The organism is Faecalibacillus sp. (assembly GCF_047023275.1).
GTDB lineage: Bacteria > Bacillota_I > Bacilli_A > Erysipelotrichales > Coprobacillaceae > Faecalibacillus.
Genome location: NZ_JBKYAR010000023.1, coordinates 1 through 25,728, shown reverse-complemented (window position 1 = coordinate 25,728; position 25,728 = coordinate 1). Strand labels below are relative to the sequence as shown.

Here is a 25,728-nt window from a genome sequence, read left to right as displayed (position 1 = left end):
AAAAGGTGGTGATATGTATGAAGATCATTTCTCAAAATAAAAAAGCACATCATGATTATTTCTTGTTAGATACTTATGAAGCAGGTATTGAATTAAAAGGAACTGAAATTAAATCTGTGCGTTTAGGTAATGTGAATTTAAAAGATTCTTTTGTAAGAATCAAAAATAACGAAGTTTATGTAGAAAACATGCATATCGCTCCTTATGATCATGGAAATATCTTTAATCATGAAGCAAGAAGAACAAGAAAACTCTTGCTTCATAAAAAAGAAATCCTTAAAATAACTAATAAGTTAAAAGAAGGTGGCTTAACTGTCGTACCTACTAAAATGTATTTTAGTGGATCTAAAGCTAAATTAGAAATTGCGCTTGCTAAAGGTAAAAAACTTTATGATAAACGTAATGATCTAAAAGAAAAAGCTGCAAAAAGAGATATCGAAAAGTCTCTTAAAAATTACTACTAATCTGGGGATGTCTTGGATTCGACAGGGGTATGTTTGACCTTAGCTGCAGTCGTTGGAGTACGTTAAACTCAAACAAAAAATAACTGGAAACAGACAAACTAATTACGCTTTCGCTTAGTCGACATAGACATGAAAGCTGCTAACATTTAGTGAGCCTATAGCTATTTGTTAGTATTATAACTTTTAGGATAAGGGTTGAAGGAGTCTTGACTTTAACCACGAAAATTTAAAGAATCGCTTGGTGTAAAATTGTTCGTTGATTGTAGCCAAGTTAAATTATTCAATGGACTAAACTGTAGACGCTTTGGAGGAATTGCTTTTGGACGCGGGTTCGATTCCCGCCATCTCCACCAAAATTAAGAGTTAAAATGGATGTCATCGAAAAAATACCGATGAAATCAACGTTTTTTAAGATATTTTAAAGAATCAAAAAATAGCGATTTACGTGGATGTCACCCATATAAAAGGGTGTCACTACCTAAAAATCGCTATTTTTTACTTCAGAGATGAGGTAAAATGGATGTCATTAAAAGAAAGCAGGAAACCAAATGAAATTTTATATTAACAACAAAGAATTAAGTGAAAAAGTATTTTGGAGAACACTAGAATCATTAGTAAGTCCAATACAAAGAGTACATATCTTGGATGGAATGAAAGTGAAGATTGCCGATTACTTATGTTGGATTGAAATAGTGTAATGCTTTTAAAAGTGAATATGAATGATAAGATAGTAGATCAGAAGACTTACTATCTTTTTTTATGAAAGAAGGTGGTACAATGAAAGAAATGATAGATAATCAAAAGTGTGAATTTACTATGAGTAAATTAAAATAAATGTTATGATAATATAAACAAGTTTATTTAGTAAAATTTGTTGAAAAATGTAATATTTGATATTATTAAAATAATAAATAATATCAAATTATTTTAATTTAAAAATATGTAAAGGAGAAGAAATATGCTATTTGATGAAAGAGATTTAAGAGTTTTCGACAATATTTTGAAGAAATTTTACAATGTTACTATAGTAAAAATTATAGGGCAACTATTGTTTTGTTATATTCATTTGTTATTTATGATTTGTTTATGAAATTACAAACTATGGCAAGTGAGGGAAATAATAAGGCTGAGGAAAAATTAGCAGAAATTAATGAATTAATTTTAAAAAATGAAAAATATTTAGAAGTCGAAAAGAAAATAATTGAATTCTTTAATAAAAATTGTAAGTTGTATTTTAATCGATTTACAGAGGACGTAAATTATTTAATAGAGTGTAGACACAAATGTGCTCATTTGAAGGTCAATGATAATACATTATATGTTCCAGAGGATTATCAAGCTAGAATGTTAATATGTTCAATGTATGATAATATACTTTCTGTTAAAGCACCATTTATTATGGATTTATTCTCTCTAGTGCAAGATAAGGTTGAAAATTATTCACAGACTATTGATGATATTTCAGAAAATGGTTTAGATGATAGAATAAAAAATGAAATAACCAAAAACTATTTGGAACGTATGACATATGATTCACTAAAAATGTCGTATAAAACATTTTTAAAATTATTATTTATTACTACTGATAAAGATGCGGAAAGAAATGCTTATGGATTATTTGCATTTGTTTACGCTATGACAGATCATATAAGGAAAAATGGGTTTGAAAGATTATTTAAAGAAGAAGATGTTAGAAAAAAATTATTAAGTATTAGTATTGAAAATTTAGAAAACTCTTCTGAAAGAAAACAATCCTTAATAGAACTTATTTTAAATTTTCCAATTTTATTGGATATAATCAAAGAAGATGTGTCATTGTTTGAATATATCAGCAACGAAATTTTACTGAATCCAAATGGGATAAAATATTATAGACTATTTTATCCACGTTCTAATAAAACCCCATATGAATTTTTCAAAGATAACAGTATAGTTCAACAACCACTTTATTCAATGACATTATATGATGCTGATGGTTTCATGAACTTTTTTAAGAAACATTTACAAGATTTAGCTATAGAAGATATAGATTCTGTAATGAGTATATATAGACGAAATGGACAATGTACAGGTCGTTCTAGACATTCAACTGATTATCAAGAAGTCAGTATGTATTTAGAAGAATATAAAGTTCATGATACTTCAGAGGACGAAAGTAACTAAATATAAAAAAGATTGCTAATTGTAGCAATAAATATATAGAACAAGAATACTGAAGAATTATGTAATTCTCGTATTCTTGTTTGTACTTTTCAAACATGGTATACTAATCTTGTTTAAAAATTAAATATTCGGATGTATTAATGAAAAAAGAAGTAATGGACATATACGACTTAGAGATGTTTTTGAAATATAGAACTGAAAAGAGTGTTGTGCTAAAATTAATTTTGGTTGTCTTATAAAAAATATAAAAAGGGTAGGGAATCAAAATGAAATTCTATATAAATAATAAAGAAATGAGCGAAAAAGTGTTTTGGAGAACATTAGAATCTTTAGTGACGCCTCTTCAAAGAGTTCATATTCTAGAAGGGATGAAGGTAAAAATTGCTGATTATTTATGTTGGATGGAAATTGTCAAATGAAAGAATGAAAAGGAATTCGCATTATTGTAAATTCCTTTTTCTATGCTCTTTTTGGTATTTTTAAATGTTTAAATATAGTGATTTACATTTTGAAAATCATTTTTTTTAGAAATTTCAGTAATATTGAAAGTAGAATCTAAAAGATAATCAATACTTTTTAATAAACGATAGTGAATTAAATAATCATAAGGAGACATTTTAACAATCATTTTAAAATAACGATAACATTGAGCTATGCTCATATTTCCACTTTCAGCAATATCTTGTAAAGAAATACTTTTATAATAATTTTGGTGAATAAAACTTAACCTATTTTGTAGACGTTCTTGTTGTTTAAATAATGAAATGATTTATTTGAATTGATCAATAATCAATTCATTAGCTATTATATAAGCACGTAAATCAGTATTATCTAAATCTTTAGGTTTTAAAGAAGTTGGCATGATTTCGGGAGGTTTTATGTTAAAAGACGGTAGTTATTCAAATATGTATATCTTATATTTGTCTTTATTATAAAAAGTACTTGACCATATCCTAAGGTTATACTGTTTAATAAGGGTAGAGGTGATGAATATGACAACACATGAAGTAGAAGAAATGTTATCAATAACAAAGAAAACATTGATTTATTATGAAAATGAAGGTTTGGTAAAACCAGCAAGAGATAGCAATAATTATCGAAATTATAGCCAAGAGGATGTTTCAAGAATTAAATTTATTTTATTATTAAGAGAAATGGATGTCACGATTGAAGAAATCAAACAAATTATAAATGATAAGAAGTCGATTAGAGATGTTTTAGAAAATAAAAAAGATATGATTAAAAAACAACATCTTGATTTAGAAAATATAGATGAAAGAATTAATAATTATATTAAAAGAAGAAAAGTTAAAATAGCAGTTGATCACGTTTTAGATTATGGAACGATTTATGATCGCTTATATTTTTATAAAGATTATCTTCAATATGAACAAACAAAAATAAACTATAGTGATATAAAATATTTTAAATTATCTATGTCTAGTTCAATAGGTCTAATGAGAGTATTAGTTGTTCATATGAATTATTATGTAGATTTAGATGTTGTCACACAACATGATACATATTCTTTTCAAATTATGAATAATGAAGTTGTTTATCAAATGATGGAAAGAATTAAAGATTATCCAATAGAAGATCCTCTTGGATTGGTTGATATTTATCTTAATAAACGAGATATGGTGCAACTTAATTCATATATTAATAGACATTTTAGAAAATGGGCAAAAGAATATCATTTAGATAATCCAAGAGAGAGTATTCTAAAAAAAGAATAAAGACCAAAATGTTCTTAAATAAAAATTATTTAATTATAAATGATAGAATAATTATGCATATAAAATGTGTACTATCACTGTTGATGAGATTATCCATATATTTTCCTTTTGTGATAGTTAAGGAAAGCTTTTTGAAGCTTTCTTTTTTTAAATAGAATTTCATATTAATGATTGATATAATGAAACTATATAGGGAGTGATTATGTGAATATTTTATTAAGAATTAAAGAAAATAAAGAAAATTATACATCGACAGAAAAATTAATAGCAAAATATATTCTTGAAAATAAAAACGAAGTTTTAAAATATTCTGCACAAATATTAGGTGAAAAGACAAATACATCTGCTGCGGCAGTTATTAGATTTTCTAAAAAAATAGGTTGTAAAGGATTTAGTGATTTAAAGATGAATTTAGCTCAATCTCATTCAAATGAGCAACATGATTTAGATGTAGATATTATTTTTAATGAAAATGATGATATGACATCTTTAGTAGATAAAGGATGTCGTTTAAATATGAATACGGTATTGAAAACATATCAATTGATTAATGTTAGTGATTTAGAAAATGCTATAAATCTTTTATGCAATGCATCTACTATTTATCTATTTGGAGTAGGTGGTTCTTCAGTTATTGCTAATGATATTGAACAAAAATTAATCAGAATTGGGAAAAAGGTTATTTATAATAATGATTTACATATTCAAATGACATTTACGCAAAGTATGACAAAGGATGATACGGCATTGATCATCAGTTATTCAGGAACAACGGCAGGATTGGTAGATATTTCTAAAATCTTAGTTGAAAAAAATATTTCGTATATTTCAATTACACAAATTAATCAAAATCTTATATCAAAAAATAGTACGGTTGCACTTAGAGTACCAAGCGAGGAAAAGGAGTTACGTATAGGAGCAGTTTCATCAAGAATTTCTTCTTTTGTAATTACTGATTTATTGTATTATGGTGTGTTTAAAAAGAACTTTGATAAAAATAAAGATAATTTGATTGATTCAAGAAATAATGTTTCAATTCTTAAAAAGTAGATTCATTTCAAAATGAATCTTTTATTTTAGAAATAATATTTTAAAATATATCAATTATTATTGAAATAATATTTCAAAAATAATATAATGATATTGGAAGGAGGGGCCATATTAATGAAATTAAATCAGTTAGATACAGAAAAAGTAAACCAAAATTCATTACATATTGATGAAATGTCAACTATTGATATTTTAAAAACAATTAATAATGAAGATCAAAAAGTAGCATTTGTAGTACAAGACGTCATATTACAAATCGCTCAAGCGGTTGATTGTATCTATAAAAAAATGTGTTTAGGTGGAAGATTAATTTATGTAGGTGCTGGAACTTCTGGAAGGCTAGGAATACTAGATGCCTCTGAATGTCCACCAACTTATGGAGTTGAACTTACTCTTATCCAAGGAATTATTGCTGGAGGGATTAAAGCTGTTACCCAAGCAGTTGAAGGTGCAGAGGATTCGAAGCAATTAGCACAAATAGATTTAGAAAAAATAGATTTAAATGACAAAGATATTGTTTGTGGAATTGCTGCTTCAGGAAGAACACCTTATGTAATTGCAGGATTGCAATATGCGCGCAAAATTGGCTGTTCTACAATTTCATTGTGTTGTGTTCAAAATGGAGAGATTTCAAAGTACGCTAATTATCCTATTGAAGTTGTTGTAGGACCAGAAGTTGTCACTGGCTCAACAAGAATGAAAGCTGGGACAGCACAAAAGATGGTTTTAAATATGATTTCAACTTCAGTGATGATTAAAAGAGGAAAAGTATTTGGAAACTTAATGGTTGATGTTCAACCAACAAATGAAAAATTAAAAATGAGAGCTGTTTCTATTGTTTGTCAATCTGTTGATTGTGATGAAGCAGAAGCAACAAGACTATTAAATAAAAGCAAGTTTAATGTTAAGATTGCTATTTTAATGGGTCTTACGGGTAAAGATGAAATAGAATGTCAAGAAGCTCTTGAAAAGAATAAAGGTAATATTAGCCTAACAGTTAGAAGTTTTTTATAGGAGGAATAAGCAATGAAAAGATATGTTGTAAAAAATGAAAAAAATAAAACATATAAAAATATGTTTGGGGTAACAGACTATGATATTCCAATGTTCGGATTTAAAAGCGCATTGTTGATTTTAGGTGCTACAATGTTATCTTTAATTGTTTGTGTAAATGGTTTTCATTATTTACATATTGATTTTCGCCTTCCTAATGCAATTATTAGTTCAATTGTATGTGGTTTATCTGTTGCTTATTCACAATTTTATATTGAAAGAAAAAAAGGAATGTGTAAAAGCTTTTGGATTGTTGCAGGTATATTTACAATCATGGCTTTTGTGATGATATTAATGATTAGATAGGAGGAAAAAATATGTTTGAAAAGTTCTCGAACATTATTGAAGGTAAATTTGCTGGTCCTTTGGAAAAACTTTCCAATCAAAGACATTTACGTGCTATTCGTGATGGGATCATTGCTACTTTACCAATTATTATTGTAAGTTCGTTATTAATGGTTGTTGCATTTTCATATAATCAAATGCCTGAATCATGGGCTTTGGCGAAGTTTATCAAAGCTAATGCAGTAGCTATTTTATTACCATATAGAATGTCAATGTATATTATGACATTATATGCAGTTTTTGGAATTGGCTATTCACTTGCAAAATCTTATGATTTAGATGGATTAAGTGGAGCAATTATGGCAGAGTTAACATTCTTATTAACGATTGTTCCTGTCTCTATTCCAGATGTGACTGATTCAATTACTGCATTAGCAGGTAAAAATGCAGAATTAAATGCATTTTTACAACAACTTCCTTCGGGATATGTTATTCCTGCAGAAAACTTAGGATCAGCAGGTATGTTTATTGGAATTTTATCTGCATTTATTGGAGTTGAAATTTATAGATTTACACAAGTAAAAGGTATAAAAATTACGATGCCTGCTGCTGTTCCACCAGCAGTAGCAAGATCTTTTGAATCTTTAACACCAACAATTATTATTATTTTAGGTATGGCTACAATTACAATGTGGCTAGGTATTGATGTTCATAGTATTGTAGGAACACTTATTAAACCATTAGTAAATGCGACAGATACATTACCATCAACATTAATTATTATATTCTTAATTATGTTTTTCTGGTCATTTGGTATTCATGGAGATTCTATTGTCAGTTCTCTTGCTAGACCAATTTGGTTAATTTTATTAGATCAAAATACAGCAGCAGTAGCTGCTGGTGGTGTTGCTACACATATAGGGGTAGAACCATTTCTACAATGGTTTGTACATATTGGAGGTTCTGGAGCAACACTTGGATTAGCTATCTTATTCTGTTTTAAAGCAAAATCTAAATATGGAAAAACTTTAGGAAGAACAACATTATTACCATCTATTTTTAATATCAATGAACCAATGATTTTTGGGGCACCTATTGTTTTAAATCCAATGTTACTTATTCCTTTTATCATTATTCCTTTAGTTTTAGCAACAATTGCTTGGGTTGCTACAGCTATGCATCTTGTTAATTGTGCAGTTACAATTGCTCCATGGACATTACCTGGACCAATTGGTGCTTATCTTGCATGTGGAGGAGATTGGAGAGCAGCAGTTTTGAATATTATTTTAATTATCATCTCTGTTGTACTATATTATCCATTCTTTAAAATGTATGATAAGGAATTATTAGAAGAAGAAAAAGCAAAAGAAGCTATCGAAGGATAAAGGTGAAATTTATGTATATAGGTATTGATGGTGGTGGAACTAAAACAAAGATGGTTTCTTATGATGATAATGGGAATATTTGTCAAGAAATTGTTTTACCAACTGTTCATATTTTAAGTCAAACACCTCAAAAATGCATTGAAATATTAAAAGATGGTATTGAACAATTAGATCCACAACATATTTCAAAAATTGGTATTGGTTTAGCAGGATATGGACAAGATAAAAAAATAAGAAAAGAAATAGAAGAAATTTGCGAAAAAGCCTTTGAAAACAGACCATTTGTTTTAGAAAGTGATGTAAGAATAGCAATAGAAGGTGCTCTTGATGGTCAAGATGGAATAGTCGTTATTGCTGGAACTGGTAGTATTGCGCTTTCTTTGAAGAAAGGTGCATTACAACGTTGTGGTGGTTGGGGCTATCAATTAGGTGATGAAGGAAGTGCTTATTGGATTGCTAAAAAGATGTTAAGTGTTTTTTGTCAAGAAATAGATGGTCGATTAGAAAAGACAATTTTATATGATTTAATTAAAAGAGAATGTCATTTAGTAAATGATTATGACATTATTACTTTTATGGATCATTTAAATCATGATCGTACCAAAATTGCTGCTTTAGCTTATATTAATGGTTTAGCAGCAAAAGAAAAAGATCCTAATGCTTTAAAAATATATAAACAAGCTGCAGAAGAAATATATAAATTGATTAACTTGTTATCTAAAAATTTTAAATCTCCCATTAACGTCTCTTATATAGGCGGTGTATTTCAACATGCAAATTCTTTTATTATTCCTCACCTTAAAGATAAATTAGGAAAACAATTTAATTTAATCCCACCTATTCATACACCAGAATATGGTGCCTATATACTTGTAAAGAAACTAAGGTGAGAAATCACCTTAGTTTTTAAAAGGAGGACATAGAATGTAAGCGTCAAATAACGAGCATAAAAAGTACTGGATGAAAACCAACCAGATAGGATCATTCTGTTTTTTAATTGATGCTCAAAAAGGACATATCGCTATGCCTTTTTGTCCCTATATAATGTTTTTGGTAATTTCTTTGACCATGGCATGATTTCTTCCAGCATGTTTTCTGTTAATTTATTTCCTGCCATTTTTGTAAGTATGTATTCTATGTAGTCATAAGGTTTTAACTTGTTCATTTTTGCACTTTCAATAATGCTGTATGCCGCACCACTTGCCTTGGCTCCATTGATACTGTTACTGAATAGAAAGTTCTTTCTTCCTATGACAAAGACTTTACAACATCTTTCCGCTGAGTTGTTAGAAATTTCAACACGTCCATCTTCTATGTAATATCTTAAATATTTTTCATTGTTGATGGCATAGGTCAAAGCAGTATGCAAATGTGTTTTCTCAACTGAATGAGGATAGACAGCTTTGACTTTTTGATAGAACTCATCAAGAACTGGCAATGAATTCTTTTTTCTTTCCTCAGTTATACGATCAAAATCATTTCTGTATTTTTTATCATATACCTTTTCCAGGTGGAACAGTTTGTTAAGCATCTGATACATTTTATATGTTTCTGTTTCTTTTATTTCTGTTCCTTTTGGTGCTACATCCATGACTTCTACAAACTTCCTTCTAAGATGTGCAAAGCATCCCATGTTTTTTACATCTTCCACATTTGAATATGCCTTATAGCCATCACTTTGTATAATTCCCTGATATCCTTCTAAGAAGTTGCTCGCTCTTTCATGTTTTCTGTCATTTTCAAACTGATAGAGAACCATTTGCTTTTCTTCGCTTCTTCCTGTTTTATAAACCCATACGTAGCTGTCCTGTCTTCCTTCACTTTTTTTAAGTTCCAGTACTTCCAGGGTTGTTTCATCTGCATTGATATAGCTGCATTTGAGAAGTTCCTTATGCATATAGTCAACAAATGTCTGAAAATAAAGATCATAGAGCTTTATGATCCAGTTGGACATTGTCTGTCTTGACAGCGTGATTCCAACTCTTTCAAGTGCCTTTTCCTGTCTGTATAGCGGCAATGACAGATTGAACTTTTTATCCAGAATAGATGCAAGCAGTGATGGTGATGCAAAGCTCTTTGGAATAACAGATGCTGGCACATCACCCTTATACATTGGAGTTGTTTCTATTTCTTCATCATAATCTGCACTGTAGACATACTGAACATGTCTGATGACTTCATAGTATTCCTTATGATGAACAAGTTCTTTTCTTTCATTCGTTCCAATAAGTCTTAATGGTTTCCCTGTTCGAGGGTCAGTTTTATCTTCTATATCATGTTCAACAACTGTTTCAGGAAGATCATCAATATTTCTTTTTCTTGATTTCTTTCTTGAATGTGATGACACCCTTACCTGAAGTTCAGGTTCTGCTTTTATGGGTGTTTCTTCAGTTTCAGCTTCATTAAAAATATTGAGTGTCAACTGATTAGGAATTTCAGTCTTTTCAGTTCTTGAGCCATAGAGAGTCTTTTTATAAAGTACAAGCTGTTCATGAATATAATTCAGTTCCTGTTTGAGACTTTCTATGACATTGTTTTTAGCTTCAAGTTCTGCTTCTAGCTGACTGATTCTTTCTTCATTTTTCATTGATCATCACATCCTTAAAACACAAAAGATTATACCATAAAATACTAGACAATAATACGATTGGAAACCGTATTTTCACATATCATGTCTTCAAATTCCAACCCTTCAATCAGCCAGTTGAGCTGTTGAGGAGTAATCATCAGAACACCAGATTCTTCATGCATTTTAAGTTTAAATTTTCCATTTTCCAGTCTTCTGGTAAAAAGCCAGAATCCATTGGCTTCATAATAGAGCATCTTGATTCGATTGCGTGAAGCATTGGTAAAGATAAACAGACTGTGATCAAGAACATTCATCTTAAATTCGGATGTGACAATCAATGAAAGACCCGCAATCTGTTTTCTCATATCACAGTATTTTTTGGAAACATAGATATTTTTGATCTCATCGGTATTGATAATCATAGCAGACTCTCCAATATTACTCTGACATGTTGCTTTGAACACGAAATATGATGATGATCAATTTCAAAATCAATCATTTCATCATCTTTATCAACAACGACAGGAAGAAAAGAAGATTCTTCTTTAATAATCAGTGACTTATATTTATAGAAACTGGAAACACAGATATGGCTCTGTTGACAGTATTTTTCTATTGACAGTCCACTTGCTTTTTGATCTTCTATAACTTCTTTCCATTGTTCCCTGGTCTTTTTCATCATAAAGATGCACCTCCTTGTTTAGTACATCCTTATTGTATTGAATTATTCTATTATTTATAAGTGCTTAATTATTTGTCGCTTACCATAGAATGGTATATATACAAAAGAAAAAAGATATTCTTTGGGGTGGAGCAACTGCTAGTAGTCAATATGAAGGAGGTTATGATTTAGATGGAAAAGGTCTAGATACTCAAGATTGTAGACCTTATTTAAAAAGAACTTCTGATGCTACAACAGCAACCCGTTTACTCACTCAAGAGGTTATAGATGAAGCAAAAAAATGTCAGGGTGTTGGAAATTATCCTTTTAGAAAAGGCAGTGATGGATATCATCATATAGATGAAGATATTGCTTTATTAAAAGAATTAGGGATTGATATTTATAGATTTTCAATAAGTTGGGCAAGATTATATCCTCAAGGTGATGAATTAGAACCTAACAAAGAAGGAATTGCATTTTATGATCATATTTTTAAAGAAGTTCATAAGGCAGGAATGAAAATATTTTTAACAATGAATCATTATGCTGTTCCATTATATTTAGTAGAAAATTATGGTGGATGGACAAATAGAAAACTAGTTACTTTTTATGAAAGATTTGCTAAAACTGTTTTTGAACATTGGGGACAATATATTGATTACTTTTTACCATTTAATGAAATAAATGCAGGATATTTTAGTCCTTATAATGGTGTAGGTTTAGTTAAAGAAAAAGATCAACCTTATAACCAAAGTCTTGTTTTTCAATCACTTCATCATCAATTTATTGCAAGTGCAAAAACAATTAAAATAGCAAGAGAATTATCACCTAAAAGTCAATCAGGATGTATGGTAGCATGTTTTTGTTATTATCCATTAACTTCTTCACCAGAAGATAATTTAAAGGCTGTAAGAGATGAGGAAATACATCAATGGTTTGCTGTTGATATTTTAGCAAATGGTCATTATCCAAGTTATATGGATCGTTTCTTTAGAGAAAACAATATACATCTTAAAATGGAAGATGAAGATGAAACATTATTAAAAGAATATACTTGTGACTTTGTTAGTTTTTCATATTATTCAAGTTCTATTGCAACTATTCAAGAAAACGGCCAACAAACAGCAGGTAATCTTGTAGTTTCAACTAAAAATCCTTATTTAAAAGCATCTGAATGGGGATGGCAAATTGATCCTATTGGTCTTAGAATTATGCTTAATAAAATGTATGATCGTACTCAAAAACCAATCTTTATTTCAGAAAATGGTTTAGGAGCAAGAGATCAATTGAATAGTGATTTTTCTATTCATGATCCTTATAGAATAGATTATTTAAAACAACATTTCAAACAAATAGAAGAAGCAATTGATGATGGTGTTGATGTTATTGGTTATATTATGTGGGGCGTTATTGATATCGTTTCAGCAGGAAGTTGTGAAATGGCAAAAAGATATGGTGTTATTTATGTAGATGGTGATAATTTAGGAAATGGTACTTATAAACGTTATAAAAAGGATAGTTTTAAATGGTATCATGATTATATTCAAAATCAACATCAACAGTTTAAGAAATGATTAAATTCATTTCTTTTTATTTGAAATATCATTTCAAACTTTTTTATGAAAAATGAAATTTATATAGTAAGTGCCAAATAAAATAGTGTATTTAAAAAAGTCGATTGAATTGATACAATGATCAATTTAGTCGGCTTTTATTTCAAATTCTTCTTTTATTTCTTCACTCCATGGTAAGAACCAATCCAATTTCTTTGGATCTTCAACCAGATCTTGTTGAGGTAAATAATCCAGAATGAATTCAATATAATCATATGGATTAAGTTTGTTGGCTTTAGCTGTTTCAATCAAGCTGAAGACTGCAGCACTTGCTTCAGCTCCTTTAGTAGAAGTTGAAAACAGCCAGTTCTTTCGACCAACTGTAAATGGTCTGATTGTACGTTCATCTAATGAATTTGTCATAGGTACAAGACCATCTTCTAAAAATGAACGCAGTCCTGCCTCGTAATTCAAGGCATATTGTATAGCTTTTCCTGTCTTAGAAGCTGTTAACACCTTGTTTTGATTTTCTTTGCACCATAAAAAGAAGTCATCAACTAATGGCTTTGATTTTTCTTGACGTACTTTCTCCTTTTTATCAGGTGATAATGTTTCGATTTGTTTTTCTATCGCAAACAGTTTAGCTATTTTTTCAATGGCTGTATTTGCGAGTGTATCTGATGCATTCTTCATATCTACAGGCAAAGCATCATAGAACTTCCGTCTGGCATGCGCCCAACAATAAGCATTGGTTACACCATCTATATGGTTATATCCATAATAGCCATCAGTAATGATAGTACCATCAAATCCTTTCAGAAATTCTTGAGGGTTGGTTGCTTTTCTGTCAGGTCTGTAATCAAATATCTTAACAGGTCTTTTACTTTCTTTGATACTTGAATATACCCACATATATGATTTAGAAGTAGCCTTCTTACCTGGTTCATTCAATACCTGAACTGGCGTTTCATCACAATGTATATGTGATTCCTTCATCATCAGTTCGTGCATCCTGTTTACCAATGGAATGAAATATTCATTGGCGGCAATGATGATCCAGTTTGCCATTGTCGTTCTTGAAAGTTTCATTCCTAATCGTTTCCATTCTGATTCTTGTCTGTATAGTGGCATATGATTTACATATTTATCAATGATTACTTGTGACAGTACACTTGGCGATGTATATGAATGTGGAACAACCGGTTGAGGTGTGCCAGCTTTAAGCATGACTACCTTTCCTTTTTTTCTACAGTTTCGACATTCATATGTTTTTCGATAAATATCTTTTACATAGAGTTTGGCTGGTTCATAAATAACTTCATGTCTTACAAATTCCTCACCTACATAAGATAATTTAGAGCCACATTCATCACATACTCTGTCTTTTTCATCAACATCATAAACTTTTTTTACATGTTTTAGCTTGTCTAATTTGATATCAATTTTCTCTTTTTGTTTCTTTTTGGCTCTGGTATATGAGATATCTTCAAGCAGTTCAGGTTCACATTCATTTTCTGCTTCATCAAAAAGAGAAAGCTGATCCATAGAATGTGTTATCTTTTCACTCTTGGTACCAAACAGCTTTCTCTTTAAATAGGCATTTTCTTCACGTAAAAGTTCATTGTTGTTTTTTAAGTATTCATTTTCAGCTTTCAAACTGTCAATGGTACTGTTCAAAGATGCAATTGTAGCTTTCAATTCTTCAATAGAATGTGACAGATTAGCCATTACCAAAGCTAAATTTTCAACTGTACCTGTAGTAGAATCAGCCATCAAAAGCACCTCCATTTCATACATCCATTATACCATAAACAGGCATATTATCCTATGAAATCAAGGCTTTACAGTACAACTTGTGGATAACTTTTCTGAATGGTCTTAGGCTGTACGATAGAAAGTCCTTCAAGCAGCCATCTGAATTGTTGAGGGGTTATTTCTCGAGCTTCTGATTCATCTCTTGGCCATTTGAATTTACCATTTTCAAGTCTTTTATAAAGTAAGACAAAACCATCACCTTCCCAATACAGTGCCTTCATGATTCTTGTATTTCTACCACAAAACAGAAACACAGAATTAGAAAAAGGATCAAGCTTGAAGTTCTGTTGAACGATAGCTGAAAGACCATCAATCTGTTTACGCATATCTGTATAGCCAACAGCTATATAAATATGTTCGGCTTTTGAAATATCACCAATCATAATAGTGACTTCAAAAGAGGCTCAATACTTTGGTAAGGTGTATCTGAATCGAGTTCAATTTTGATGCTTCCCTTGATAATGATAATCTTTTCATTATTGTGTGGTTGCTTTTCAACAGAAACAAAGGATACTTCATTCTTGTAGCTGTTTTCATTTATCTGATCACATAAAATATTTCTGATTTTTTGTTGATAATTATAATAAGTCGACGGCTTGATATTGTTTTTGTCACAGAAATCTTTGACAGATAAACCACTTTCCTTGCATTCTTTGATTTTAAAATACCAAAATTTATATTTTTCATTTTCGGTAAGTTCCTGTACTGTCATATAGTCTCTCTTCCTTTCCATATAGTTTTTGGAGAATATAAAAACTACAATATAGTTTATGGAGTCTCCACATTCTATATTGTAGTTCTTAGAGTTCTATATTTTTATCCACTATTTTATTTGGCGCTTACTTTATATATGAAAAGGCTTGCAAAATGATTTTGTTTTTGTTACAACGCTTATTGTACAACATGTCTAGACAATATTAAGTGCAAAAATTGAGGAAGGAAATATAAAAATATGGGAAGAAGAATGAAGAAAGTTCTTGCATCTGCTATGTCTCTTTCAATGGTTGCTTCAATGGCCATGTCAGGGGTAGGTGCAACAACTTCAAGAGTTGATAGTTTGTTATCCAATATGTCTTTAAGACAAAAGATAACACAAATGATGATGATTGATTTTAGACAATGGAAAACAGCAGATGAAGAAGCAAAATCTGATTTTACAAAAATGAATTCAGAAGTACAAAAAATAGTAGAAGATTATGATTTTGGATCTGTTATTTTCTTTGCTAATAATATTAAAGAAACAGAACAAAGTTATAATTTAACAATGGATTTACAAAAAGCAGCAACTAAAGATAATGGTATTCCATTATTGATTAGTGCTGATCAAGAGGGTGGTTCTGTTTATCGTTTAGGATCAGGAACTGCTTTACCAGGAAACATGGCATTAGGAGCAACAGGTGATGTCAATAATGCTAAAATTGCTGGAGAAATTATTGGTAGTGAATTAAGTTCTTTAGGAATCAATACAAATTTAGCACCAGTTGTCGATGTCAATAATAATCCAAGTAACCCAGTTATTGGCTTACGTTCATATGGTGATGATGCTGAAATGGTTGGAAAAATGGCATCAGCTGAAATTGAAGGATTAGCTGAATATAATGTTATTGGATGTGCAAAACACTTCCCAGGTCATGGTGATGTAGCCACTGATTCACATTATGGATTACCAATCGTAGACAAATCAAAAGAAGAATTATTAAACAATGAATTAAAACCATATCAAGTAGCGATTAATCAAGGTATTGAAATGATCATGTCAGCGCATATTCTTTACCCACAATTAGATAATACAACAGTTTATTCAGAAAAAACTAAACAACAAGAAAAATTACCTTCAACATTATCTCATAAAATCTTAACAAACTTATTAAAAGAAGAAATGGGATTCAAAGGAGTTGTCGTTACTGATGCAATGAATATGGCAGGTGTTGCAAATACATTTGATCAAGTTCAAGCAGCAAAACTTGCTATTAATGCAGGTGTAGATTTAATGTGTATGCCTTGTGAATTAAAAAGTAAAGAAGATTTAGCTAATTTAGATAAAATTATTGATGGTGTAGAAAAAGCTGTAAATGATGGAGAAATCCAAGAATCTAGATTAGATGATGCAGTAACAAGAATCTTAACATTAAAAGAAAACAAAGGAATTTTAGATTGGAAAGAATCAAATTATTCATTAGAAAAAGCATTAGCAACAGTAGGTAGTGATGAAAACAGAGCTAAAGAAAGAGAAATCGCTACAAAAGCTGTAACAGTTATTAAAAATGAAAATAATACATTACCATTAAATGTTACTAAAAAAAGTAAAGTTTTAATGCTTTGTCCATATACAAATGAACAATCACAAATGTTAATGGGATGGAATAGAGCAAAACAAGCTGGGTTAATTCCAGATGGTGCAGAAGTTAAAGTTCAATGTTATCAAGGACATGATGATTTAGAAACAGTAAAAGAAAATATTGATTGGGCTGATACTGTTATTATTAATTCAGAAATTTATGGAACATATGATACAGATTATAAACATTGGAGATCTGCTGGACCAAATAATTTTACAAAATATTGCAAAGAAAATAATAAAACATCAGTTATTATGTCAGTGGATTTACCATATGATGTTCAATTATATCCATATGCAGATGCAATCTTAGCTGTATATGGTGATGCAGGGTCTTCTGTTGATCCAACAGAAGCTATCATAGGTGGAGCTACAACATCTAAAGCAGCATATGGACCAAATATTATTGCTGGTATTGAAGTTGCTTTAGGTACATTTGGAGCAACAGGAACTTTACCTGTAAATGTTACAAAATATGATGCTGATAGTGATAGTTATACAGATGAAATTGTTTATAAACGTGGATATGGAATAACATATGATGCAAAAGTAATCGATAGAGATACATTAGCAAATAAAGTAGCAGAATTAGAAAAACTTGAAAAAGGAAACTATACAGATGCATCATGGTCAGTATTTGAAATTGCATTGAAAAATGCACAAGAAGTATTAAGCAAAGTAAGTTCACAAGAAGATCTTGATGAAGCATTAGCAACATTAAATAAAGCATATGAAGCATTAACAGAAAACAAAAAAGAAGAACCAACAAACCCATCTGATAAAAAAGATGAACCAACAACACCATCTGACAAAAAAGATGATACAGTAAAAACAGATACAACAACAAAAACTGATACAAAGAAAGAAGATACATCAAAAGTAAAAACTGGTGATAATGCAGCAATTGTCCCATTAGTAACTATGATGATTATTTCTGGATGTGCACTAGCATATGTATTAGTAAGAAGAAAAAGAAATAACTAATTAAATGATCCTCTTCGTTAATAGCGAGGAGGATTTTTTTATTTTAATCACTTTGATTATCAAGTATAATTAAATAAATAAACAAAGAAAGGATTAGAGTGATGATTGATTTAAGAGAATATTTTTATAATAAAATAAAAAATGAAATGGATCATTGGAATATATCAGATGCTTACTCTGTTACATTTTTTCTATACAGTAATGAAGCATATGCATATAAAGAATATTCTAATGTATGTGAATTTAGTATTTCTTTAAATAATGAAACTTTTTTTAAAAGTGAATATACTGGAGATGATGAGGGACTTTATAGTGAAGAAAGATGGAATTATGCATATTTAGAACAAGATGATAAAGATATGCTTGATGAAAAAGGAATGGAAACTTTATTTGCGTGGTATAAACAAGAAGGTATAGAAAATATTGGTTATGAAGATCCTGATTGTTATGATGAAAATTGTAGATATATAGGAAAAGGTCCGATAGGGTATTATGAATTATTAGAAGTGATTAGTGATGTTGCTAGAAGATTAATTGAAGAAGATTATTTTCTACAAAGATGTGGTAAGAGAATTCCTATTATTATTCAAGATTTAGAATTTACGTGGTATGTTCTTGAGGCAACAAAGAAAGTAAATATTCATGATGAAGCACATGATTTTTTTAAAGCATTAGAATTTGGAAATATGTAACCTATTTGTATTTTTTAATAAGTTTTGATAAAATCTATTCTGTTTAGAAATGAGGAATAGTATGACTACTAGAGATATACAAAGAGAAGAAACTAAAAAGAGAATATATGATGTAGCTTTTAAGTTATTTGATGAATTTGGATATGATAAGGTAAAAGTAAGTGATATTGCTAAGGCAGCAAATGTTTCTGTAGGATCTGTCTATTATCATTATAAAAATAAAGAAGCAATTATTGATTATGGTTATTATGAATTTGATCAGATGTTAAAAGAAGCTTATGAAAAGCAAACTTTTAATAGTGAAAGAGAGGCAATTCTTTTTTTAATTGATTTTCAAATAAAAGATGTTTTTTTAGATATTGGTTTAAAGATGACAACTATTTGTTTTAAAAATCAAATAAATGCTGAAAATACATATCTTCATAGTGATGAAAGATATCTTTATCAAAAACTTTTAGAAAACTTAAATAATATACAACATATGAATAAAGAACATGCTGCTAAAATGATGTTAAGAATTAGTCGAGGAAGTATTTATGATTGGTGTTGTCATAATGGAAGTTATGATTTAATAGAAGCGGTGCATGAAGAAATTTCTATTGTACTAGACTATATTGGTTTATAGAAAGACGAAAGTCTTTCTATTTTTTTTATTTCTATGTGAAAAAATTATTAAGTTATTGACAATTGAATTGTAAAGGCTTACGATGTATATATAAGTTAACTGAATAAGTTCAGTGAACTAATTCAAGGAGGAATTTGGTATGAATAAATATCAACATTTATTTTCACCGGTTAAAATCGGTACAGTAGAAGTTCCAAATCGTATTGCATTACTTCCAATGGGTGTTTTTTCACCACGTATGATGAATAGCGATGGAAGTTATACAAAAGATGGAGCAGATTATTACATTGAAAGAGCTAAAGGAGGAACAGGTTTAATTATTACTGGACTAGTTCCTGTACCAAAAGGAGCAGGACTTCCAAGTATTGTCAATGATGTTAAAAGTTACACAGAAAATATGAAATACTTAGCTGATGGTGTTCATAAATATGGTTCAAAAGTCTTTGTTATGTTAACAGCGATGTCAGGTAGAGCCTCTATCCATCCAACAGATCCAGCACCTAGTTCAATGCCTAATGTGTGGGATCCTTCTAAAAATAACCCAGAGATGAGTATTGAAGATATTCATCAATATATTGAATGGTTTGCTCAAGGGGCAAAAGCTGCTAAAGATGCAGGAATCGATGGGGTTGAAATTCATGCAGTACATGAAGGTTATTTATTAGATCAATTTACAATTGCTGCATGGAATAAACGTAATGATGAATATGGTGGAAGTTTAGAAAATCGTTTGAGATTCCCATGTGAAATTGTTAAAGCAATTAAAAAAGCTTGTGGTGAAGACTTCCCAGTTTCTGTAAGATATTCTGTTGTAAGTAAAACAAAAGACTTTAACAGAGGTGCTTTACCAGGTGAAGAATATCAAGAATTTGGTAGAGATTATGAAGAAAGTGAAAAAGTTGCGAAAATGCTAGAAGAAGCAGGATATGATATGTTAGATTGCGATAATGGATCATATGATGCTTGGTATTGGCCACATCCACCAGTATATATGCCTAAAGCATGTAACTTGGAAGATGTTGAAAAAGTAAAACAATGGGTCAATATTCCAGTGATTTGTGGAGGACGTTTTGATGATCCAGAACTTGCTGAAAAAGAAATTGCAGCAGGTAAAATTGATATGATGGGTATGGGTCGTCCATTACTTGCAGATCCTGATTTAGCTAATAAATTCAAAGAAGGACGCGAAGATGATATTCGACCATGTATTTCTTGTCACTTTGGATGCTTAGCACGTATTTTCCAAGTAGATATGAAAACAATGACACCTAAAGACATTTCGTGTGCTTTAAATCCACGTTGTGGTATGGAAAATCATTATAATATTACGAAAGCCGATGTCTTAAAGAAAGTAGCTGTTGTCGGTGGTGGAATTGCTGGTATGGAAGCAGCACGTGTCGCAGCTTTACGTGGACATCAAGTAGATCTTTATGAAAAAACAGATCGTTTAGGTGGAGTCTTTAATGAAGCGAGTGCTTTTGATTTTAAAGATGATGATCGTCGTTTACTTGCTTGGTATAAAAAACAAATTAAAGATGCAGGTGTCAATGTTAAATTCAATACTGAATTTAAAGTGGTAGATAAAGAAAATTATGATGTTGTTTTTGTAGCAACAGGAGCAAGTGAAAAACGTTTAGATATGATTCCTGGATTTGATCAACCAAATGTAAGATATGCCGTTGATGTTTTAGATAAACAAGATATTAAAGATCAAAATGTTGTTATTATTGGTGGTGGTCTTACAGGTTGTGAATTAGCTTATGATCTTGCTAGAAAGAATAAAAAAGTTTCTGTCGTAGAAGCACTTCCTACTATTATGAACGTAGAAGGTTTAGCTGCGCCAAATTATAATATGCTTGTTGAATTGATGGAATATTATCATGTTGATCTTTATAAAAATGCGACAATAAAAGAATATAAAGATGGAAAATTAGCCATTGATGTTATGACAACAAATCAACCTAACATTAATAATAGAGCACGAATGATGTCATTATTTGGAGTGCATCATACACCTAAATTAATTGATGCAGATACAGTTGTTGTCTCTGTTGGTTATAAATCTGACCAATCACTTTATGAAGCAATTAAAGGAGATAATGTTTACTTATTAGGTGATGCTATTCAACCAGGTAACTTAATGACAGCTATTTGGGGTGCTTATACAACAGCTTTAAATATTTAATATGATTAAAATTACGAAACATGTTTGTTTCGTAATTTTTTTAAAGATATTTTTTTAATAATTCTATAAAAGCTTTTTGAATGGGAGAAATATTTCCTTTTTTCCAAATAATATGCCATTTATAAGAAGGCATATTTTTTAATGGAATGAACGTTAAATCAGGATCTTGATAACAAGTATCAGGCATAAGAGCAATTCCTAAATTTTCTTTCACCATTATTTTTGCGTTTTCTGGTAAGTCAAAGACAGCAACAATTTGTTGGTCTTGAATAAATGTTGGTACTTCACCATCTTGAAGTGCTTGTCTAGCAACAATTAATTTTTCATTTTTTAAATCTGTAGTTTCAATTATATTTTTATTTGCGAGTGAATGATTTAAAGGAACCAAAATACCTAAAGAGTTTGTAGACTTTAAAGACAGACCTTCATACTTGCTTTTATCATATTCACGAATAAATAATCCAAAATCAAGTAAACCATGATCTATTTGTTTTAATAAAGTTTCCTTATCGCCACTTAAAATATGAAATTTAACAAAAGGATAACGTTCATTAAATAATTTCATGACTTTAACAATTTCTACTAAATTATCTGTTTGTCCTGTACCAATATATAGAGGACCAGCTAAAACATCATTTTGCATTTCTTCAAGAGTTTTATGAGATAATTCTAAAATTTGTGAAGCTCTTTCTTGTAAAAGAAATCCTTTTTCGGTAAGTGAAAGGGAAGACTTTCCTCTAATAAATAAAGGACTTCCAATTTCTTGTTCTAAATCTTTGATTTGTTTGGAAAGTGCAGGCTGTGAAACATGTAATATTTTAGCAGCCTTTGTCATATTCTTTTCTCTAGCAATCGTTAAAAAATAATTTAAAACACGTAATTCCATTTTATCACCTCTATAACTTTTAATTATAATATATCATAAAATATAAATATTTGTAATTATATATTTCTTTTTCTATACTCTAGGTGAGGTGAAAAAAGAGATGGGATTATTTGTAGGATTAGGTGCAGGGTTATTACAAGGAATGACAGGATTTGGAGCAGGTATTATTTTGATGCTTTATTTACCAATGCTTTATACAGTAACAGGGAGTGCAGCAATTACTGGTGCTATTTCTATTGTTCTTTCTAGTTTTATGGTATTTCAATATCGACATTTTATTGAGTTTAAAAAAGTTATAAAACCTACTTTTCTTTATATGATCGTCTGTACTTTAACGATTATGATTTCTTCAAGGATAAGTACAAGTTATTTAAAAAAGGGTTTAGGTGTTTTTTTGATTTTATTAGCTTGTTACTATTTATTCTTTTCTAAAAATAAACAAGAAATGAAAAAAACAGTTGCTTACTTTTGTATTATTCTTTCAGCAATTTGTGATGGTTTCTTTGGTATCGGGGGACCATTGATGGTTGTTTATTTTATGTCGAAAACAAAATCACAAGAAGAATATTTAGGATGTCTACAAATGTTCTTTTTGATTAACTGTATTTACAATACTCTATTAAGAATTTATAGAGGTATTTTAGTTGTTGATTATTTACCAATGATTTTATTAGGTGCTATAGGAATTATATTAGGAAGTTTGATTGCTAAAAGGTTATTGAAATATATTGATGAAGATAAAATGAGAAAGTTTATTTATATTGTTATTGGAATAAGTGGTTTGATAAATGTAATCATCTAAAATGATTCTTTTAATTGAAAGGTGTATAATGATTTTGGTGATATAAATGAAATATAATCTTTCAGCAAAGAGTTATCAATTGATTTTTTTGGTATTATTAAAAAAATATTATAAAAATAATTTACCAACAAGAAACTTTAATGAAATTAAAAAGAAAATAAAAAAATATTATCGAGAAATGGTAGAAAGAACACCAGGTATTGGTGGAAATAGTTTAGAAAGTAATTTAGTGGCAGGATGTTTCTTTTTTGCAATGGCTAAAGCTGATGAAGAAATGACACTGGAGTTAATGAATGATATTATTGATCAAAGTATTCAATCAAACTTGATGCAAAAAGCACATGAGGGACAAAAGAAAAAAGGAACTTTATTTTCAGATAAAGTTCAAGATCAAAAAGTATTAGAATCTCAAAAATCAAAAAACAGTAAATATGAAACGGATTGGGTATTTGATTATCAAAAAGGAAAACAAGAATTTTATTGTACATATACAAAATGTGGTTTATGTACCTTAGCTAAAAAAGAACATATGGAAAGGTATTTACCATGTTTATGTCGTATGGATTATCAAACTTATGAGATGGTTGGTGCCAAGTTAATAAGGAATCATACATTAGCTAAGGGAGATTCATGTTGTGATTTTCATGTAGTAAGAAAAAAAGATATCTGAGAGGATATCTTTTTTAGATAAGTGTCTTTTTTACAAATTTTTTAAAGTACAGACCATTAATAATAGTTGTCATTAAATCAGAAATTGGTTCTGCAAGAACAACTGCAAAAACACCATAACTTGGTAAAATCAAGGGTAGAATATAAATAAGGGGAATAAGTAAAATGATTTTTCTAAAGAATGCAAAGAAAAATGCATTTTTACCACATCCTAAAGCATTATATGTTTGTTGGAATGTAGAGAAAGCTCCCATAATAATAAATCCAAAAATATAAATTCTTAAAAGTTGATAAGAAAGTTCAATCAATTTTGTATCATTAGCGAATAAAGAAACAAAAACTTGTGGAAATAATTCCATTAAAATAACACCAATAATTGAATAGGTAAGAGCAACTTTAAGGGCAATCTTAATAGTCTCTTTTACACGTTCATATTTTTTAGCACCAAAGTTATAACTGATAATTGGTTGTGCCCCTTGAGCAATTCCTTCCATTGGTAAAGAGAGAATTTGTGACATTGATAAAAGAATAGTCATGGCACTTACGGATAAATCTCCTCCATAAAGAAGAAGTTGTCTGTTAAAAGCAACTTGTAAAATTCCTTCAGTAGATGACATAAAGAAAGGTGTAAAACCTAATCCTAAAATCTTTTTCATGATATTAAAATCAAATAAAAGATTTTCTTTTTTGATTTTAATTGTTGTTTTCTTTCCAAATAAAAAGGAAAGAACCCAGATACATGAGATAAACTGTGAAATAATTGTAGCAAGTGCAGCACCAGCAACATTCATATGTAAAGCATAAATAAAAATAGGATCTAAAATAATATTTAAAATACCACCGATCAATAAAGTCATCATTCCAAATTTTGCATAACCTTGTGTATTAATAAAATAATTAAGACCAACAGTTAATTGAATAAAAATTGTTCCCACACTATAGATTCTTAAATAAGATAAAGCATAAGGAAGTGTCTTTTGACTTGCTCCAAAAAGAATTAAAATACGATCTCCCCATAATAATAAACAAATCATAATAATGATCGATGTTAAAACTAAACTACTAAACGCATTTCCTAAAATTCTTTCTGCTTCTTTAGGATTCTTTTCTCCAAGTTTGATAGAAGCTAAAGGAGCACCACCTCTACCAAAAAGATTACTAAAAGCAGTAATGATTGTAATAATTGAAGTACATAGACCTATACCGGCAATTGATAAACCGCCATCAGGTAATCTTCCAATATAAATACGATCAACCATATTATAAATAAGTGTTGCCAGTTGCGCTAAGATAGATGGTAAGGCAAGTGATAATAAAAGAGATGATACTTTTTCATTTTCTAAACGTTGATTCATATAAAACCTCCAAACATTTCTAATTATAAACGATAGGGGCTAAAGGTCAATATAGATAGGAAAGGAGAAATATGATAAAATGAGTTTTAAGAAAGAAGGGAAGAACAATGGCATTATTTGATGATTTAACAAAAAAAGCAGCAAAGTTTACTGAAAAAACAATTGAAAAATCTTCTGAATTCGTTGATACAACAAAAACAAAAGTAAGTATTAAAAGTGCAGAAGCAGATTTAGATGATCAGTTTATTGAACTTGGAAAACTTTATTATGAAGTTTTAAATAAGGACAATGTTTTTGATGAAAAAGCTGCTCCAGTTGTTCAAAAGATTGATGAAATCAATCAACGTATTGAAAGTTTAAAATCAAATCTTGAAAAAGAATAACGCAATTACTGTTCATATTTATTATACCGGGGAAAATGGAAGTGCAAAAGCTTTTGTCAAAGAGATGTTAACAAG

At 29.6% G+C, this 25,728-nt stretch carries 26 protein-coding genes and 1 other RNA gene; 18 read left to right on the top strand and 9 right to left on the bottom strand.

The genetic code is table 11. The features are described 5' to 3' along the window. Positions 1–17 precede the first annotated feature (17 nt). From smpB to ACLVEP_RS08925, 4 genes are all read left to right on the top strand, one after another. A complete protein-coding gene (smpB, locus tag ACLVEP_RS08940; protein ID WP_032089679.1) occupies positions 18–464 on the top strand; it encodes an SsrA-binding protein SmpB in 447 nt (148 codons plus the stop codon). 3 nt (positions 465–467) lie between these two features. Beyond that, positions 468–817, top strand: a transfer-messenger RNA (tmRNA) gene (gene ssrA, locus ACLVEP_RS08935). A 733-nt stretch (positions 818–1,550) separates the two neighbouring features. Continuing rightward, positions 1,551–2,627 (top strand): hypothetical protein, encoded by a 1,077-nt coding sequence (locus tag ACLVEP_RS08930; RefSeq protein ID WP_412584318.1) that lies wholly within the window; start codon positions 1,551–1,553, stop codon positions 2,625–2,627. Between the two features lie 266 nt (positions 2,628–2,893). Then, complete coding sequence (locus ACLVEP_RS08925; protein ID WP_317999381.1) at positions 2,894–3,046, top strand: hypothetical protein; 153 nt, start codon at positions 2,894–2,896, stop codon at positions 3,044–3,046. 68 nt (positions 3,047–3,114) lie between these two features. Here the strand turns inward: ACLVEP_RS08925 and ACLVEP_RS08920 are convergent, their stop codons facing one another. Further along, positions 3,115–3,306: a helix-turn-helix domain-containing protein gene (locus ACLVEP_RS08920; RefSeq protein ID WP_412584339.1), complete on the bottom strand. Its 192-nt coding sequence runs from the start codon at positions 3,304–3,306 to the stop codon at positions 3,115–3,117. 313 nt (positions 3,307–3,619) lie between these two features. Between ACLVEP_RS08920 and ACLVEP_RS08915 the strand changes: the two genes are divergently transcribed. The 6 genes from ACLVEP_RS08915 to ACLVEP_RS08890 all read left to right on the top strand — a co-directional run bounded on the left by ACLVEP_RS08915 (position 3,620) and on the right by ACLVEP_RS08890 (position 9,026). Then, complete coding sequence (locus ACLVEP_RS08915; RefSeq protein ID WP_412584314.1) at positions 3,620–4,363, top strand: MerR family transcriptional regulator; 744 nt, start codon at positions 3,620–3,622, stop codon at positions 4,361–4,363. A gap of 204 nt (positions 4,364–4,567) precedes the next feature. Beyond that, positions 4,568–5,413 carry a MurR/RpiR family transcriptional regulator gene (locus ACLVEP_RS08910; RefSeq protein WP_412584311.1) on the top strand — a complete coding sequence of 282 codons (846 nt, stop codon included), beginning with the start codon at positions 4,568–4,570 and terminating at the stop codon, positions 5,411–5,413. Between the two features lie 114 nt (positions 5,414–5,527). After that, positions 5,528–6,427: an N-acetylmuramic acid 6-phosphate etherase gene (gene murQ / locus ACLVEP_RS08905; RefSeq protein WP_412584309.1), complete on the top strand. Its 900-nt coding sequence runs from the start codon at positions 5,528–5,530 to the stop codon at positions 6,425–6,427. Positions 6,428–6,439: 12 nt separating this feature from the next. Further along, complete coding sequence (locus tag ACLVEP_RS08900; RefSeq protein ID WP_032089731.1) at positions 6,440–6,772, top strand: hypothetical protein; 333 nt, start codon at positions 6,440–6,442, stop codon at positions 6,770–6,772. A gap of 11 nt (positions 6,773–6,783) precedes the next feature. Next, positions 6,784–8,136 carry a PTS sugar transporter subunit IIC gene (locus tag ACLVEP_RS08895; protein WP_412584306.1) on the top strand — a complete coding sequence of 451 codons (1,353 nt, stop codon included), beginning with the start codon at positions 6,784–6,786 and terminating at the stop codon, positions 8,134–8,136. 11 nt (positions 8,137–8,147) lie between these two features. Next, on the top strand, positions 8,148–9,026 hold the full coding sequence (locus ACLVEP_RS08890) for an N-acetylglucosamine kinase (protein ID WP_412584304.1): 879 nt from the start codon (positions 8,148–8,150) through the stop codon (positions 9,024–9,026). Between the two features lie 131 nt (positions 9,027–9,157). On the opposite strand, the gene tnpC (ACLVEP_RS08885) is transcribed toward ACLVEP_RS08890, so the two are convergent. From tnpC (ACLVEP_RS08885) to tnpA (ACLVEP_RS08875), 3 genes are read right to left on the bottom strand one after another with little or no spacing between them, the layout of a single operon-like run. Beyond that, positions 9,158–10,723 (bottom strand): IS66 family transposase, encoded by a 1,566-nt coding sequence (gene tnpC, locus ACLVEP_RS08885; protein WP_270470625.1) that lies wholly within the window; start codon positions 10,721–10,723, stop codon positions 9,158–9,160. A 44-nt stretch (positions 10,724–10,767) separates the two neighbouring features. Then, a complete protein-coding gene (tnpB, locus tag ACLVEP_RS08880; RefSeq protein ID WP_270470626.1) occupies positions 10,768–11,127 on the bottom strand; it encodes an IS66 family insertion sequence element accessory protein TnpB in 360 nt (119 codons plus the stop codon). Then, the gene (gene tnpA, locus ACLVEP_RS08875) at positions 11,124–11,387 is read right to left on the bottom strand and encodes an IS66 family insertion sequence element accessory protein TnpA (protein ID WP_270470627.1); all 264 of its coding nucleotides are present in this window, start codon (positions 11,385–11,387) and stop codon (positions 11,124–11,126) included. The genes tnpB (ACLVEP_RS08880) and tnpA (ACLVEP_RS08875) overlap by 4 nt, the downstream gene beginning before the upstream one ends. 89 nt (positions 11,388–11,476) lie before the next feature. Between tnpA (ACLVEP_RS08875) and ACLVEP_RS08870 the strand changes: the two genes are divergently transcribed. Continuing rightward, positions 11,477–12,940: a glycoside hydrolase family 1 protein gene (locus tag ACLVEP_RS08870; protein ID WP_412584301.1), complete on the top strand. Its 1,464-nt coding sequence runs from the start codon at positions 11,477–11,479 to the stop codon at positions 12,938–12,940. Positions 12,941–13,066: 126 nt separating this feature from the next. Here ACLVEP_RS08870 and tnpC (ACLVEP_RS08865) read toward each other — a convergent pair whose 3' ends face one another. From tnpC (ACLVEP_RS08865) to tnpA (ACLVEP_RS08855), 3 genes are all read right to left on the bottom strand, one after another. After that, positions 13,067–14,647 carry an IS66 family transposase gene (gene tnpC, locus ACLVEP_RS08865; RefSeq protein ID WP_412582196.1) on the bottom strand — a complete coding sequence of 527 codons (1,581 nt, stop codon included), beginning with the start codon at positions 14,645–14,647 and terminating at the stop codon, positions 13,067–13,069. 113 nt (positions 14,648–14,760) lie between these two features. Further along, positions 14,761–15,117, bottom strand: coding sequence for an IS66 family insertion sequence element accessory protein TnpB (gene tnpB, locus ACLVEP_RS08860; protein WP_227352341.1), 357 nt, complete (start codon positions 15,115–15,117; stop codon positions 14,761–14,763). Next, entirely contained in the window at positions 15,114–15,446 is a 333-nt protein-coding gene (gene tnpA / locus ACLVEP_RS08855; RefSeq protein ID WP_119362695.1) for an IS66 family insertion sequence element accessory protein TnpA, read from the bottom strand. The genes tnpB (ACLVEP_RS08860) and tnpA (ACLVEP_RS08855) overlap by 4 nt, the downstream gene beginning before the upstream one ends. 240 nt (positions 15,447–15,686) lie before the next feature. On the opposite strand from tnpA (ACLVEP_RS08855), the gene ACLVEP_RS08850 reads away from it, so the two are divergent. From ACLVEP_RS08850 to ACLVEP_RS08835, 4 genes are all read left to right on the top strand, one after another. Beyond that, a complete protein-coding gene (locus ACLVEP_RS08850) occupies positions 15,687–18,056 on the top strand; it encodes a glycoside hydrolase family 3 N-terminal domain-containing protein (protein WP_412584298.1) in 2,370 nt (789 codons plus the stop codon). 101 nt (positions 18,057–18,157) lie between these two features. Beyond that, positions 18,158–18,748 carry a hypothetical protein gene (locus tag ACLVEP_RS08845; protein ID WP_412584296.1) on the top strand — a complete coding sequence of 197 codons (591 nt, stop codon included), beginning with the start codon at positions 18,158–18,160 and terminating at the stop codon, positions 18,746–18,748. A 61-nt stretch (positions 18,749–18,809) separates the two neighbouring features. Continuing rightward, the gene (locus tag ACLVEP_RS08840) at positions 18,810–19,373 is read left to right on the top strand and encodes a TetR/AcrR family transcriptional regulator (RefSeq protein WP_158546564.1); all 564 of its coding nucleotides are present in this window, start codon (positions 18,810–18,812) and stop codon (positions 19,371–19,373) included. Positions 19,374–19,512: 139 nt separating this feature from the next. Continuing rightward, entirely contained in the window at positions 19,513–21,558 is a 2,046-nt protein-coding gene (locus tag ACLVEP_RS08835; protein ID WP_412584294.1) for an FAD-dependent oxidoreductase, read from the top strand. A 40-nt stretch (positions 21,559–21,598) separates the two neighbouring features. Here ACLVEP_RS08835 and ACLVEP_RS08830 read toward each other — a convergent pair whose 3' ends face one another. Beyond that, complete coding sequence (locus ACLVEP_RS08830) at positions 21,599–22,444, bottom strand: LysR family transcriptional regulator (RefSeq protein ID WP_412584291.1); 846 nt, start codon at positions 22,442–22,444, stop codon at positions 21,599–21,601. Positions 22,445–22,544: 100 nt separating this feature from the next. Between ACLVEP_RS08830 and ACLVEP_RS08825 the strand changes: the two genes are divergently transcribed. Beyond that, positions 22,545–23,246, top strand: a complete 702-nt coding sequence (locus ACLVEP_RS08825; RefSeq protein WP_412584289.1) for a sulfite exporter TauE/SafE family protein — start codon at positions 22,545–22,547, stop codon at positions 23,244–23,246. 46 nt (positions 23,247–23,292) lie between these two features. Beyond that, positions 23,293–23,916, top strand: coding sequence for an L-2-amino-thiazoline-4-carboxylic acid hydrolase (locus tag ACLVEP_RS08820; protein WP_412584288.1), 624 nt, complete (start codon positions 23,293–23,295; stop codon positions 23,914–23,916). A gap of 13 nt (positions 23,917–23,929) precedes the next feature. On the opposite strand, the gene ACLVEP_RS08815 is transcribed toward ACLVEP_RS08820, so the two are convergent. Then, on the bottom strand, positions 23,930–25,270 hold the full coding sequence (locus ACLVEP_RS08815) for an MATE family efflux transporter (protein WP_412584285.1): 1,341 nt from the start codon (positions 25,268–25,270) through the stop codon (positions 23,930–23,932). Between the two features lie 107 nt (positions 25,271–25,377). Here ACLVEP_RS08815 and ACLVEP_RS08810 point away from each other — a divergent pair, with 107 nt between their 5' ends. Continuing rightward, the gene (locus ACLVEP_RS08810; RefSeq protein ID WP_032089742.1) at positions 25,378–25,653 is read left to right on the top strand and encodes a hypothetical protein; all 276 of its coding nucleotides are present in this window, start codon (positions 25,378–25,380) and stop codon (positions 25,651–25,653) included. Positions 25,654–25,728 lie beyond the last annotated feature (75 nt).

Coding starts and splice junctions, on each gene's coding strand:
- smpB (WP_032089679.1), top strand. CDS start 18: ATGAAGATCATTTCTCAAAATAAAAAAGCACATCATGATTATTTCTTG.
- ACLVEP_RS08930 (WP_412584318.1), top strand. CDS start 1,551: ATGAAATTACAAACTATGGCAAGTGAGGGAAATAATAAGGCTGAGGAA.
- ACLVEP_RS08925 (WP_317999381.1), top strand. CDS start 2,894: ATGAAATTCTATATAAATAATAAAGAAATGAGCGAAAAAGTGTTTTGG.
- ACLVEP_RS08915 (WP_412584314.1), top strand. CDS start 3,620: ATGACAACACATGAAGTAGAAGAAATGTTATCAATAACAAAGAAAACA.
- murQ (WP_412584309.1), top strand. CDS start 5,528: ATGAAATTAAATCAGTTAGATACAGAAAAAGTAAACCAAAATTCATTA.
- ACLVEP_RS08900 (WP_032089731.1), top strand. CDS start 6,440: ATGAAAAGATATGTTGTAAAAAATGAAAAAAATAAAACATATAAAAAT.
- ACLVEP_RS08895 (WP_412584306.1), top strand. CDS start 6,784: ATGTTTGAAAAGTTCTCGAACATTATTGAAGGTAAATTTGCTGGTCCT.
- ACLVEP_RS08890 (WP_412584304.1), top strand. CDS start 8,148: ATGTATATAGGTATTGATGGTGGTGGAACTAAAACAAAGATGGTTTCT.
- tnpC (WP_270470625.1), bottom strand. CDS start 10,723: ATGAAAAATGAAGAAAGAATCAGTCAGCTAGAAGCAGAACTTGAAGCT.
- tnpB (WP_270470626.1), bottom strand. CDS start 11,127: ATGATTATCAATACCGATGAGATCAAAAATATCTATGTTTCCAAAAAA.
- tnpA (WP_270470627.1), bottom strand. CDS start 11,387: ATGATGAAAAAGACCAGGGAACAATGGAAAGAAGTTATAGAAGATCAA.
- ACLVEP_RS08870 (WP_412584301.1), top strand. CDS start 11,477: ATGGTATATATACAAAAGAAAAAAGATATTCTTTGGGGTGGAGCAACT.
- tnpC (WP_412582196.1), bottom strand. CDS start 14,647: ATGGCTAATCTGTCACATTCTATTGAAGAATTGAAAGCTACAATTGCA.
- tnpB (WP_227352341.1), bottom strand. CDS start 15,117: ATGATTGGTGATATTTCAAAAGCCGAACATATTTATATAGCTGTTGGC.
- tnpA (WP_119362695.1), bottom strand. CDS start 15,446: ATGACAGTACAGGAACTTACCGAAAATGAAAAATATAAATTTTGGTAT.
- ACLVEP_RS08850 (WP_412584298.1), top strand. CDS start 15,687: ATGGGAAGAAGAATGAAGAAAGTTCTTGCATCTGCTATGTCTCTTTCA.
- ACLVEP_RS08845 (WP_412584296.1), top strand. CDS start 18,158: ATGATTGATTTAAGAGAATATTTTTATAATAAAATAAAAAATGAAATG.
- ACLVEP_RS08840 (WP_158546564.1), top strand. CDS start 18,810: ATGACTACTAGAGATATACAAAGAGAAGAAACTAAAAAGAGAATATAT.
- ACLVEP_RS08835 (WP_412584294.1), top strand. CDS start 19,513: ATGAATAAATATCAACATTTATTTTCACCGGTTAAAATCGGTACAGTA.
- ACLVEP_RS08830 (WP_412584291.1), bottom strand. CDS start 22,444: ATGGAATTACGTGTTTTAAATTATTTTTTAACGATTGCTAGAGAAAAG.
- ACLVEP_RS08825 (WP_412584289.1), top strand. CDS start 22,545: ATGGGATTATTTGTAGGATTAGGTGCAGGGTTATTACAAGGAATGACA.
- ACLVEP_RS08820 (WP_412584288.1), top strand. CDS start 23,293: ATGAAATATAATCTTTCAGCAAAGAGTTATCAATTGATTTTTTTGGTA.
- ACLVEP_RS08815 (WP_412584285.1), bottom strand. CDS start 25,270: ATGAATCAACGTTTAGAAAATGAAAAAGTATCATCTCTTTTATTATCA.
- ACLVEP_RS08810 (WP_032089742.1), top strand. CDS start 25,378: ATGGCATTATTTGATGATTTAACAAAAAAAGCAGCAAAGTTTACTGAA.